Annotated in this window: 12 protein-coding genes and 1 tRNA gene; all 13 read right to left on the reverse strand. The window is 55.7% G+C overall.

Annotation, left to right across the window (positions count from 1 at the left end):
• Nucleotides 1–13: 13 nt before the first annotated feature.
• Nucleotides 14–2,317 (reverse strand): NADH-quinone oxidoreductase subunit NuoG, encoded by a 2,304-nt coding sequence (gene nuoG / locus ACQY5R_RS01940; protein ID WP_428603835.1) that lies wholly within the window; start codon nucleotides 2,315–2,317, stop codon nucleotides 14–16.
• A gap of 54 nt (nucleotides 2,318–2,371) precedes the next feature.
• A complete protein-coding gene (gene nuoF / locus ACQY5R_RS01945; RefSeq protein WP_428603837.1) occupies nucleotides 2,372–3,640 on the reverse strand; it encodes an NADH-quinone oxidoreductase subunit NuoF in 1,269 nt (422 codons plus the stop codon).
• Between the two features lie 5 nt (nucleotides 3,641–3,645).
• Nucleotides 3,646–4,176: an NADH-quinone oxidoreductase subunit NuoE gene (gene nuoE, locus ACQY5R_RS01950; protein ID WP_428603839.1), complete on the reverse strand. Its 531-nt coding sequence runs from the start codon at nucleotides 4,174–4,176 to the stop codon at nucleotides 3,646–3,648.
• Nucleotides 4,176–5,429 carry an NADH-quinone oxidoreductase subunit D gene (locus ACQY5R_RS01955; RefSeq protein ID WP_428603841.1) on the reverse strand — a complete coding sequence of 418 codons (1,254 nt, stop codon included), beginning with the start codon at nucleotides 5,427–5,429 and terminating at the stop codon, nucleotides 4,176–4,178. The genes nuoE and ACQY5R_RS01955 overlap by 1 nt, the downstream gene beginning before the upstream one ends.
• The gene (locus ACQY5R_RS01960; protein WP_428603843.1) at nucleotides 5,422–6,141 is read right to left on the reverse strand and encodes an NADH-quinone oxidoreductase subunit C; all 720 of its coding nucleotides are present in this window, start codon (nucleotides 6,139–6,141) and stop codon (nucleotides 5,422–5,424) included. Before ACQY5R_RS01960 ends, ACQY5R_RS01955 begins: the two co-directional genes overlap by 8 nt.
• 13 nt (nucleotides 6,142–6,154) lie before the next feature.
• A complete protein-coding gene (locus ACQY5R_RS01965) occupies nucleotides 6,155–6,637 on the reverse strand; it encodes a NuoB/complex I 20 kDa subunit family protein (RefSeq protein WP_428603846.1) in 483 nt (160 codons plus the stop codon).
• Nucleotides 6,628–6,984 carry an NADH-quinone oxidoreductase subunit A gene (locus ACQY5R_RS01970; RefSeq protein WP_428603848.1) on the reverse strand — a complete coding sequence of 119 codons (357 nt, stop codon included), beginning with the start codon at nucleotides 6,982–6,984 and terminating at the stop codon, nucleotides 6,628–6,630. The genes ACQY5R_RS01965 and ACQY5R_RS01970 overlap by 10 nt, the downstream gene beginning before the upstream one ends.
• Before the next feature lie 194 nt (nucleotides 6,985–7,178).
• Nucleotides 7,179–7,263 (reverse strand) — tRNA-Leu (locus ACQY5R_RS01975).
• A gap of 30 nt (nucleotides 7,264–7,293) precedes the next feature.
• Nucleotides 7,294–7,707, reverse strand: coding sequence for a preprotein translocase subunit SecG (secG, locus tag ACQY5R_RS01980; protein WP_428603850.1), 414 nt, complete (start codon nucleotides 7,705–7,707; stop codon nucleotides 7,294–7,296).
• A gap of 166 nt (nucleotides 7,708–7,873) precedes the next feature.
• Nucleotides 7,874–8,626 (reverse strand): triose-phosphate isomerase, encoded by a 753-nt coding sequence (gene tpiA, locus ACQY5R_RS01985; protein ID WP_428603852.1) that lies wholly within the window; start codon nucleotides 8,624–8,626, stop codon nucleotides 7,874–7,876.
• 150 nt (nucleotides 8,627–8,776) lie between these two features.
• On the reverse strand, nucleotides 8,777–10,153 hold the full coding sequence (gene glmM, locus ACQY5R_RS01990; RefSeq protein WP_428603854.1) for a phosphoglucosamine mutase: 1,377 nt from the start codon (nucleotides 10,151–10,153) through the stop codon (nucleotides 8,777–8,779).
• Between the two features lie 89 nt (nucleotides 10,154–10,242).
• Complete coding sequence (gene folP, locus ACQY5R_RS01995) at nucleotides 10,243–11,079, reverse strand: dihydropteroate synthase (RefSeq protein WP_428603856.1); 837 nt, start codon at nucleotides 11,077–11,079, stop codon at nucleotides 10,243–10,245.
• Nucleotides 11,080–11,108: 29 nt separating this feature from the next.
• On the reverse strand, nucleotides 11,109–13,037 hold the full coding sequence (ftsH, locus tag ACQY5R_RS02000; protein WP_428603858.1) for an ATP-dependent zinc metalloprotease FtsH: 1,929 nt from the start codon (nucleotides 13,035–13,037) through the stop codon (nucleotides 11,109–11,111).
• Between the last annotated feature and the right edge of the window lie 7 nt (nucleotides 13,038–13,044).

Genomic DNA, 13,044 nt, shown 5'->3' on the forward strand with positions numbered 1-13,044 from the left:
ATGATTCCATCGTTTAAACCTTCTCCAGGGTCACTTCACCAAACTGGGCGCCAAGCGTTTCCGTACCGGCCAGTGCGGCGGGTATGCGAACGCAACCGTTTGGTATGTTGGGGTCAATGAATACCGGCAGTTGGGTGCGCTGGCCATCTTGAACAGCAATGGCCGACTTGCCAGCCGCCAGACCGAGTCTGGACGCCTCGTCACTATTGATATAGATACCAGCCGTAATGGCATCGCGGGTTTTCTGCAGTGACGCAGCGTGCCGCACCAGCGGATCCAGCGCGTAGATCGGCACATCACCGATACGCTGCAAGCCACCGTTTGCGGTTAACACCGTCTGCTCGGCGTTGTCGGTGACACTGTTGTCCGGCGTCACGCCATCCGTCAACGCCTGAATCTCCGCCAGTACTTCGTCGGAGCTGACATAGTCAAACCCGGCCACTTCCAGCAGATTGCCCAGCACACGCAGGACCTTCCAGGCCGGACGCGTGTTGCCGCTCGGCGTGATGGCACCCGTAAAGGATTGCCGAATACCGGCTGCGTTGACATAGCTGCCGGAGGTTTCGGCAAACACGGCCGTCGGCAACAAGACATCGGCCGCCGCATCCAGGTCAGCACTTCTGTAAGCGGTCAACGCCACCACAAAATCGGCTTGATCAAAGGCAGCCTGGGCCTTCGCCGGGTGCCACAGATCCAGTCCCGGCTGAATGCCCATCAACAGATAGGCCTTGCGCGGCTGCGCCAACATGGCCTGTGCATCATGACCGGTGGCAGCCACCGCACCGACCAGATATGCGCCGACGCTGTTGGCCGCTTCCGGCAGATAACCCAGCGTCACATCGCACGCCTTGGCAATCGCATTTGCCAGCGAACGTAACACAGCAAAGTCTCCGTGTGCGGTCGCCAGATTACCCAGTAGCACCGTACCCTTTGCAGCCGCTTTCAAATTGTCGGCGATAGCCTGATGCTGAGGGGAAACCGTCGCCTGATCGATCAGCGCGCCGTTGGCACCCGCCGCCTTGGCGACCGCCGCCAATTCATCAAGCATGCCAGAGGGAGTGGTGACCTGTTGCTGGGCAACGTAATTCAAATCTATTTCAATCGGATTGATAAAGCTGATCTTGGCTCCTTCCATGGCGGCCTTACGCAGACGGTGAGCCAGAATCGGTTGCTCTTTACGAATATGGCTGCCGATCAGCAAGGCGGCCTCCACCGTTTCCAGCGATTCGATCGACTGTCCCAGCCAAGGCAAACGAGGCGTTTCTCCACGGAAGTCACCCTGACGCAGGCGACTGTCAACCGCTTCACTACCCATTGCCTTAACCAGCTTTTGCGCCAGGAACAACTCTTCCAGGGTGGCATTCGGGGAGAGCAGCGCGCCTACATCTGCACCCGCTGCCTTTAACCCTTTTACGGTTTCCGTCAGCGCTTCGTCCCAACTGACCCGGGTCCACTCGCCGTTCTTTTTGACCATCGGCGTGGTCAACCGATCATCGCTGTAGACACCTTCATAACTGAAACGGTCACGGTCGGAAATCCAACACTCATTGACTGATTCATTATCCTTCGGATGCACCCGAATCAACTCATTGCGACGGACGTGCACATGGATATTGGAGCCCACGGAGTCGTGTGGCGCGATGGTATCGCGTTGAATCAGCTCCCAGGCACGGGCCTTGAACTGAGAAGGCTTGGAGGTGAGGGAGCCCACCGGGCAGACATCGATAATGTTGCCGGAGAGTTCGGAATCCACACTCTTTTCAACATAGGTGCCGATGGTCATGTGCTCACCACGGCCGGTAGCACCCAATTCACGGATACCGGCAATCTCGGCACCAAAGCGCACGCAACGCGTACAATGTATGCAGCGGGTCAAGTCGGTGGTGATCAGCGGTCCGATATCTTTGTCCTTGACGATGCGCTTGCCTTCGACAAAGCGTGAGACATCGCTGCCGTACCCCATCGAGATATCCTGCAGCTCGCACTCACCACCCTGATCACAGATCGGACAGTCCAGAGGATGGTTGATCAGCAGAAACTCCATGGTCCCTTTCTGCGCGGCCAGCGCGACCGGAGAACGGGTAAACACCTTCATCCCGTCGTTGACCGGCGTAGCACAGGCTGGCAACGGTTTCGGCGCGCGCTCCACCTCAACCAGACACATCCTGCAGTTTGCGGAGACGGAAAGTTTCTTGTGATAACAGAAACGCGGGATATCGATGCCGGCAGCGTCGGTCACCTCGATCAGCATCTGACCGGGTTTAGCCTGTATCGCCTTACCATCTATCTCGATTGTAATCGTCTGGTCTTCAGACATTGATTTAGTTCTCTAACCAGTAGCCGTAAATAACGTTCAATACAGGGAATGGCCTCAGCCCACCATGCATTTCTTGTGTTCTATGTGATACTCGAATTCATGCCGGAAGTGCTTCAGCATGCCTTGAACCGGCATGGCTGCCGCATCGCCCAGTGCACAAATGGTGCGCCCAGCAATCTTTTGCGTCACGTCATCCAGCAGTGCCAAATCTTCCGGACGACCCTCGCCCCGTTCGATCCGGCTCACCACCCGATAGAGCCAACCGGTACCTTCTCGACAAGGCGTACACTGTCCGCACGACTCTTCAAAATAGAAGTAGGACATGCGCTCCAGCACCTTAACCATACAGTTGGTGTCATCCAGCACGATCACTGCGCCGGAACCGAGCATGGAGCCGGCCTTGGCGATGGCATCGTAATCCATGGTCAGATCCATCATCTGATCGCCTGGAATAATGGGCGCCGAGGAACCACCGGGAATGACGGCTTTGATCTTACGGCCATCCTTCATGCCACCGGCCATCTCCAACAGTTCGGAGAACGGTGTCCCAAGCGGAATTTCAAACACCCCGGGATTATTCAGATTGCCGGAGATGGAGAACAGCTTTGACCCGCCACTGTTTTCCACACCCAATTTTTTAAACCACTCGCCGCCCTTTTCCATAATGACCGGGATGGAAGCCAGCGATTCGGTATTGTTAATGATGGTCGGACGGCCATAGAGTCCAAAATGGGCCGGAAATGGCGGCTTATAGCGCGGCTGACCCTTTTTGCCCTCAATCGATTCCAGCAGTGCCGTCTCTTCACCACAGACATAGGCGCCACCGCCCAAGTGAGAGTGGAGCTGAAAATCGAAACCGGAACCCAGCAGATTGGCTCCCAGGAAGCCGGCTGCCCTCGCCTCTTCCAGCGCCGCTTCGAAGCGCTCGTAGGGCTCCCAGAACTCGCCGCGGATATAGTTGTAACCGACGGTAGCGCCGATAGCGTAGCCGGCGATAATCATACCTTCGATCAACTGGTGCGGGTTGTAACGCAGGATGTCACGATCCTTAAAGGTGCCCGGCTCGCCCTCGTCCGAGTTGCACACCACATATTTCTGTCCCGGGGCGTTGCGGGAGATGAAGCTCCACTTGAGACCGGTCGGGAATCCGGCACCGCCACGACCGCGCAGACCGGAGGACTTGACCTCTTCGATCACTTGCTCCGGCGGAATCTTCTCGGTGAGGATCTTGGTCAGTGCGGAGTAACCCCCACGGCTCTGGTAGGTTTCCAGCAACCAGGGGCGTTCAAGATCATTGTTTCTGAGACAGACTTCGTTTGCCATGATGCTTACTCCAGCCCGTCCAGAATGGAATCGACCAGTTCAGGCGTCAAATTCTCGTAATACTTGTTGCCGATCTGGAACATCGGCGCACCGCCGCAAGCACCCAGGCACTCCACCTCTTTCAAGGTAAATTTACCGTCTTCCGTGGTCTGTCCCAGTTTGACGCCCAGCTTTTTCTCCATGTGATCGACCAACTTGTCGGAACCGTTGATCATGCACGAGACGTTGGTGCAGACACAGACTTTGTGCTTGCCCACCTTCTTGTGCTCATACATGGAGTAGAAGGTGGCGACTTCGTAGACCGCAATCGGCGGCATATCCAGATAGGCGGCCACCTGATCCATCAGTTCCTGGGTCAGGTATCCACCGTTGCCATCCTGCACGATGCGTAGTGCCGCCATTACCGCGGACTGCTGCCAGCCTTCCGGATACTTGGCCACCCAGGTATCGATCTCTGCCCGTATTTCTGCCGAGAACAGTTGCTCTTTATTCTCCGCCGGCTTGACCGTGGTCATTGGTGAATTCTTGAAACCCATCAGCGATCAATCTCCCCGAACACAACATCCATGGTGCCGATAACCGCCACCACGTCGGCCAGCATGTGGCCTTTAACCATCTCGTCCATCGCTGCCAGATGCGCAAAACCGGGAGCACGAATCTTTAAGCGGAACGGCTTGTTGCCACCATCGGAAACCACATAGCAGCCGAATTCACCTTTGGGCGCTTCAACCGCCGCATAGGCCTCACCGGCCGGCGGGCAGTAACCCTCGGTGAACAGTTTGAAGTGGTGGATCAGACTCTCCATGTCACCTTTCATATAGTCGCGGGCAGGCGGCGATATCTTGTGGTCTTCCACAATTACCGGCCCCGAATTTTCGCGCAACCATTGAACACACTGTTTGATGATCCGCGTAGACTGGCGTAACTCCTCAACCCTCACCAAGTAGCGGTCGTAGCAGTCACCGTTCACACCCACCGGAATATCGAAATCGACCCGGTCGTAGGCGGCATATGGCTGTTTCTTGCGCAGATCCCAAGCCAGTCCCGATCCCCGCACCATCGGCCCGGTGAACGACAGCTGTTTGGCACGCTCCGGGGTGACCACACCGATACCTACGGTACGCTGCTTCCAGATCCGGTTATCGGTCAGCAGCGTCTCGTACTCATCCACCAAAGCCGGAAAGCGATTGGCAAAATCTTCGATAAAATCGAGCAACGAGCCCTGGCGGGTCTCATTCTTGCGGGCAATATCGGCATCGCTACGGAATTGATTATTGGCATAGCGCGGCATCACATCCGGCAGATCCCGATAGACGCCTCCGACTCGGTAGTAGGCGGCGTGCATACGTGCACCCGACACCGCTTCGTAACAATCCATCAGATCCTCACGCTCACGGAAAGCGTAGAGGAAAACGGTCATGGCGCCGACATCCAGGGCGTGTGTGCCCAACCACATCAGGTGATTGAGAATCCGCGTGATCTCATCGAACATGGTGCGGATATATTTGGCCCGTAGCGGTACTTCGACGCCCAGCAACTTCTCTACCGCCATGACATAACCGTGCTCATTGCACATCATGGAGACATAATCGAGGCGATCCATATAAGGGATAGCCTGATTGAAGGGTTTGCTTTCGGCCAGTTTCTCCGTTGCGCGATGCAATAGTCCGATATGCGGATCGGCCCGCTCGATGACTTCGCCATCCATCTCTAGGACCAGACGCAATACGCCATGAGCGGCCGGATGTTGGGGGCCGAAGTTGAGGGTGTAATTACGAATCTCAGGCATCGGTGGAGTCCTGCTGTGCAGTGGACACAAATCGGTTATCTTCGCGGATCACCTTCGGCACCAGCACACGTGGATCGAGAGAGACCGGTTCATAGACCACCCGCGCCTGCTCTGCGTCATAACGCATCTGGACATTGCCCTCGAGGGGGAAATCCTTGCGGAACGGATGGCCGACAAAACCATAATCGGTGAGAATGCGGCGCAGATCCGGATGGCCGCTGAACATAATGCCGTATAGATCAAAGGCTTCACGCTCAAACCAGTCGGCACCACGCCAGATACCCACCACAGAATCGATAATGGGCTGGGTAGCATCGACAAATGTACGCAAGCGCAGACGCTGGTTGTTGGACATGGAAAGGAGGTGGTAAACCACGGCAAAGCGATCGTTCTCACCACGCGCGGATACATCTATATTATGTCGCTCCACACCGCGGCAGAACCCAGCTGTCGAAGCCTCCTGGGTCATCCACTCCGATTCGCCGTAGCCCGCGTAGTCGATACCACAGGCATCGATCAACTCTTCGAACAAAAAGGCTTCGTCGTCACGGAGCTCTGTAGCGATGCTCAATAGATGTTCTCTGGGGATCACCATCGTGACCTCACCCAAAGCGGAAGTCACCACACAACCCCTTGATGCATAACGATCAACCAGATTGTTCTGCAGTGTCTCGTGGCGAAGCTGGGTTTTCGTCTTGACTGTTTCGCTCATTAACCTGACTCACCTAGTCCTGACGCGCGATAGTACTGGTACGCTTGATTTTTTCCTGCAACTGGATCACTCCGTAAAGGAGTGCCTCGGCAGTAGGCGGGCAACCCGGTACATAGATATCTACCGGCACCACACGATCACAACCCCGCACTACGGAATAGGAGTAGTGGTAATAGCCGCCACCGTTGGCACAGGATCCCATAGAGATCACCCAACGAGGCTCGGCCATTTGGTCATACACCTTACGCAGTGCCGGCGCCATTTTGTTAACCAGCGTGCCGGCCACAATCATCACGTCCGATTGACGGGGGCTGGGACGGAAAATAATTCCGAACCGGTCCATGTCATAGCGCGCAGCCGCCGCGTGCATCATCTCAACGGCGCAACAAGCGAGGCCGAAGGTCATCGGCCAGAGGGAGCCGGTACGCGCCCAGTTGATCAGCTTGTCGGCGCTTGTGGTGATGACACCCTTTTCAAGTATGCCTTCTACTCCCATTCCAGGGCCCCTTTCTTCCACTCGTAGATAAAGCCGACCACCAGCACACCCAGGAAGACGGTCATAGCAATAAGTCCAACCATACCGATCTTGTCCAGGACAACCGCCCAGGGAAACAGGAAAGCAATCTCAAGATCGAAAATAATAAATAGGATAGCGACCAGGTAATACCTGACGTCGAACTTCATGCGGGCATCTTCAAATGCCTCAAAACCACACTCGTAGGGAGACAGCTTTTCGCTATCGGGGCGTCTTGTGCCGAGCACAAAACCCAGTGCCACCATGACGACCCCGACAATCAGGCCGACACCGATAAACACCAGAACGGGAAGATAGTTCTCTAACATTTGCTCTCGTCCTTCTCACCGGGTTCTCATTATTAGTGGTCCCAGCCGTAAGTTTAACGGGGCGAAATGGTAGAGCAGCGGACTTGATCTGTCAAGCTTATACAGACAATAAAAAACTTTATAATCAGGCACTTATGTTGATTTTACTAGCAAAAAACGGCATCACCCTGACGGGTGATACCGTTTTTTCAGAATGGTGCCGATGGCCGGATTTGAACCGGCACGGCTTGCGCCACTACCCCCTCAAGATAGCGTGTCTACCAATTTCACCACATCGGCATTCAGGCGATTTCGCCTTTCTGGATTATCTCATTCAGCTACCTTCGGCTTCTCACCGCTATCGGTTGTCACAGGAGAGACCACCGGAACCTCTACCGAGCTCCCACTGGTTGCACCGGGAATGGCGGGCACTTCGGACATCGGCTCCGGTTTGGAGACCGGGATTTCAATCGCTGGCTTGGCCTCTTCCGTCATCAGCCCCGGCTTCTCAACCGACTGCATGGAAAACCAACCCATACCCAGACTGGTCAGGAAGAAAAGGGTGGCCAGCAGCGCCGTTGCCCTGCTCAAAAAATTGGCTGAACCTGCGGCGCCGAAAACCGTACCGGATGATCCGGAACCAAAGGCCGCGCCCGCATCAGCACCCTTGCCGTGCTGCATCAGCACGAGACCGATGACACCCACCGCCAGGAAGAGATGAACTACGACCAGAACTGTTTGCATTCGGGCTTCCGTTTATTGCTGAAAATTCAAAGCGCGCATTGTACATGATGCAGTTGCGAGAAAGAAGTCACATCAGCATCAAAAAGCGATAATTTGTAGGTTTTTTTCGGAATTAATCCGGACAATCATCCTAAACAATTGAAGTATGCAATTATTTTTGATGGACTCAGTTAGCTGCCGTACAGATACCTAAAAAGTCAGCCGAATCGAGAGAAGCGCCGCCAATCAGACCACCATCGATATCAGGCTTGGCAATCAATTCCTGGGCATTGCCCGGTTTCATGCTGCCACCATACAGGATTCGCAACCCTTCCGCGACGCCCGCATCCTGCCCGGCAACGCGATTACGGATAAAGGCATGAACTTCCTGCGCCTGCTCGGGGGTAGCCGTCTCTCCGGTACCGATAGCCCAGACCGGCTCATACGCAACAACCCCGTCACCCAAGGCCGCCGCGCCTTCCAATGCAATCACCGCATCCAATTGACGGGCAACCACCGCTTCGGTAATACCCTGTTCACGCTCCGCGAGGGTTTCACCGACGCACAATATCGGCACCAAACCTGCTGAGCGCGCCGCTGCATACTTGCGCGCGACCAGTTCATCGCTTTCGGCGTGATAGGCACGCCTCTCGGAATGACCCACGATGACATATTTGCAGCCAAACTCCAGCAGCATCGAAGTGGCGATTTCGCCGGTGTAGGCACCGGAAGTTTCGGCCGAGACATCCTGGGCGCCCCAGGCAATGGCTGTCCCCCGCAACTGCTGTTGAACGGCAGAGAGGTAGATTGCCGGCGCACAAACAGCCACTTCCGCCTGTTTTACGTCACCCATGCCGGCCTTGATCCCCTGAAGCAGCTGCTCGATACTCTCAAGTGAGCCGTTCATTTTCCAGTTACCTGCAACGAGTGGTTGACGCATCGTTTTCTCCTGACAGATTTAGCTTCAAAGGTGGCCTGCCGTGACGGCCTTTTCAGATGACGATAGAGGCAAAAAGTCTATCCACCGCTCCAGACGAAATCAAATCAGGAAATGGTATAGATGGAATCAGTTATACCTATGACTGGACTTTTACCCGGTAGAGACAGCCGGCCTGTCTGTCGCGTTAGCGACAATCTGCACAAGAATATCTGCGATCTGCAGCGACAACTGTTGAATCTGTGATTCATCTGGCCCCTCAAGCGTCACCCTGATAAGTGGCTCGGTACCGGATGGCCGCAATAACACGCGGCCCGTTCCCGAGAGCTGGGTTTCAGCCTCTGCCACGGCTTGCTGTACCGATGGGTCCGCCATCAGCTCTGAAGCCGACACGGTACCTCGCTGAACATTTCGGGTGATCTGAGGAAATTTCTGATAGCCATCGCGCAATTCATGCAAGGAGCGGCCGCTCTTGTTGATTTCCGCCAGCACCTGCAGCGCGGAGATAATGCCATCTCCCGTCGTGGTACGATCAAGACAGATGATATGTCCCGAGGGTTCGCCGCCGAGCGACCAACGCTCCACCTGCAACCGCTCAAGAATATAACGATCTCCCACATCGGTACGTACCAGATCGATACCGTGCTCATTCAAGGCGTGCTCCAACCCGAAATTGGTCATGAGGGTCCCCACCACGCCTCCTTCCAAAACGCCGCGGCGCAACCGCGAACAGGCGATGATATAAAGTATGTCATCCCCATCCAGCACGGCGCCGTTCTGATCCACCATGATCAGTCGGTCGCCATCGCCATCCAAAGCGATACCCAGGTCAGCCTGCTGCTTGAGAACCTCTTTCTGCAGGGTTTCAATATGCGTTGAACCCACACCGGCGTTGATATTGAGTCCATCCGGCTCGGCGCCGATTGCTATTACCTCGGCCCCCACCTCTCTAAATACGTGTGGTGCGATGTGGTAAGTCGCCCCATGAGCACAATCCACCACTAACTTCATCCCCTTGAAACTCATGGTCCAGGGGATGGTGCTTTTGCAGAACTCGATATAGCGACCGGCCGCGTCACCGACCCGATACGCCTTGCCCAGTTGTTCCGACTCGACCGTTGTCATCGGCTTATCCAGTTCCCGCTCAATGGCCAACTCGACTTCATCGGGCAACTTTTTTCCTTCGCTGGAAAAAAACTTGATGCCGTTGTCACAATGGGGGTTATGGGAAGCGCTGATCACGATACCCGCCTGGGCATGCAGGGTACGGGTGAGGTAGGCGATGCCGGGGGTCGGCATCGGGCCCAGCAGATGGATATCGACCCCGGCGGCCACCAGACCGGCTTCCAACGCCGACTCCAGCAGGTAGCCGGAGATACGCGTGTCCTTGCCGATCAACACCTTACTGCCCTTTCCGTTACCGAGCACACGGCCTGCCGCCCAACCCAGGCGCATGACAAATTCCGGAGTGATTTTCCCTTCACCGACACGACCGCGAATGCCGTCTGTCCCAAAATATTTCCGCTTCAAGGTATTCCCCTCGATCCTTGTTGATAACGCTAAAAAATTGCGCCCATTATACCGGATAAAACGCCTTTCCCTGCACTCAGGGGCGCCACTTATCTGGTCGAAACAACCGCTTGCGCCATACGTATTACATCGGCCGTCGGCTTGACATCATGAGTGCGGATAATGCCCGCTCCGCGTTCAACCGCCAATACCGCACAAGCCAGCCCGCCGTACAGGCGCTGATCGACCGGGGCGTTATCCAGCACGCCACCGATCATCGATTTTCTTGAAACACCAACCAAAACAGGTAGTTGCAATGCACAGACTTGCTCCAGATGCGATAACAGCGTGAGATTGTGCTGTAGCGTTTTGCCGAAACCAAAGCCCGGATCAAGGATCAACCGGTGCCGGGCAATACCGGCCGAAAGGCACGCCTCCACCCGCGATTGCAGAAACGCCACCACCTCCGCCACCACGTCTTCGTAATGGGGGGCTTGCTGCATGGTGCGCGGCTGTCCCTGCATGTGCATCAGGCAAACCGGCACCTCCAACGCCTGTGCCGCCGCCATCGCCCCATCACCCTGCAGGGCCATCACATCATTGATCAATCCTGCCCCGGCGGCCACCGCCTCACGCATCACGGATGCCTTATTGGTATCGATGGAAATGGGCACGGGTATTTCGGCAGCAATGGCCTGAATCACCGGAACAACCCGGTCCAGCTCCTCCTGCTCAGACACCGCCGTTGCTCCCGGGCGGGTAGACTCACCGCCGACATCGAGAATATCGGCGCCTTCATCAATCAATTTAAACGCGTGTTCCAGCGCTCGATCACGGTTAAAAAAATCACCCCCGTCCGAAAAGGAGTCGGGGGTGACGTTGAGTATGCCCATAACCTGCGGGCGATCCAGATCGATGCTCTTACCTGCGCAATCAAGGATCGGCATTGCAAATCGATAACCGTATTAGGCAGCGATCAGTGCTGTCCGGCCGGACCGCCAATGCCGTCCGGCGAGTCGCCCTTTGGCTTTTCGATCACATCCGCCTTCAAACCATCACCACCCGATTTGGGAGACGAATCCGAGTCATCGATCCAATCCGCAGGCGGCTGGGGCGGCTTGCCGGCCATGATATCGTTGATCTGGCTGCTATCAATGGTCTCGTACTTCATCAGCGCTTCGGCCATCAAATGCAACTTATCCATATTCTCTTCCAGGATCTGTTTCGCCCTGGCGTAGTTGCGGTCTATAACGCTATGCACCTCTTCATCGATGGTATGGGCGGTCTCATCAGAGACATTCTTGTGCTGGGTCACAGAGCGACCGAGGAACACCTCTTCCTCTTCCTCGCCGTACATCAGCGGCCCCAGACGATCGGACAACCCCCACTTGGTAACCATACTGCGGGCGATGCTGGTGGCACGCTGGATATCATTGGAAGCACCGGTGGTGACCATATCCTTGCCAAACACCAGCTCCTCCGCCACGCGGCCGCCAAACAGACTGGAGATCTGACTCTCCAGATGCTCTTTACTCTGGCTGTAGCGATCCTCTTCCGGCAGGAACATGGTAACGCCCAATGCTCGACCACGCGGGATAATGCTCACTTTGTAGACCGGATCGTGGGACGGCACATTGCGCCCCACGATGGCGTGACCGGCTTCATGGTAAGCGGTCAGCTTCTTTTCATCCTCATTCATCACCATGGACTTACGCTCAGCGCCCATCATGATCTTATCCTTGGCCCGCTCCATTTCGGCCATCTCCACCATGCGCTTGTTGGCACGGGCAGCGAACAGCGCCGCCTCATTGACCAAGTTGGCGAGATCGGCGCCGGAGAATCCGGGGGTACCGCGCGCAATCAATGCCGGTTTCACGTCATCGGAGGCCGCCACCTTACGCAGATGAACCTTTAAAATCTGCTCACGTCCGCGAACGTCGGGCAACGGTACCACCACTTGGCGATCGAAACGGCCGGGACGTAACAGCGCAGGATCGAGGACATCGGGACGGTTGGTGGCCGCGATAACGATCACCCCTTCGTTGCCTTCAAATCCGTCCATCTCCACCAGCAACTGATTGAGCGTCTGCTCACGCTCGTCATGCCCGCCTCCCAGACCGGCGCCACGATGGCGTCCGACGGCATCGATCTCGTCAATAAAAATGATGCAGGGAGCGTGTTTTTTTGCCTGCTCAAACATGTCGCGCACTCGTGAAGCACCGACACCCACGAACATTTCGACAAAATCGGAACCGGAAATGGTAAAGAACGGGACCTTGGCCTCTCCGGCGATCGCCTTGGCCAATAGCGTTTTACCGGTTCCGGGTGAACCGACCATCAAGACGCCCTTGGGAATCTTTCCACCGAGCTTCTGGAACTTCGACGGATCACGCAGGAATTCCACCATCTCCGAGACCTCTTCCTTGGCCTCCTCAACACCGGCCACATCGGCAAAGGTCACTTTGACCTGATCTTCACCCAACATACGGGCCTTGCTTTTACCAAACGACATCGCCCCGCGACCGGCACCACCGCCCTGCATCTGGCGCATGAAGAATATCCATAGACCGATCAAGATAAACAGCGGGAACCAGTTGATCAGAATGGTCATCAAGATCGACGGCTTGTCAGGCGGCGTAGCGACAATCTGCACATTGTTGTTAAGTAAATCCCCAACCAGCCCGTCATCGCCCGGGCTGTAGGTGGAGAAGGTCGCACCAGAGGTCAAAGTACCCTTGATTTCGCGACCATCGATGTTCACTTTCTGAACCGCGCCGCTCTTTACCTGGGCAATAAAATCCGAATACGACAGCGCATTGGTCTGAGTCGTCTGGGATGAAAAGTTGTTGAATACTGACATCAAAACGATCGCGATGATCACCCAGAGAATCAGATTCTTTGCCATATCATTC

It is taken from the genome of Sedimenticola sp. (assembly GCF_050289425.1).
Classification (GTDB): domain Bacteria; phylum Pseudomonadota; class Gammaproteobacteria; order Chromatiales; family Chromatiaceae; genus Sedimenticola.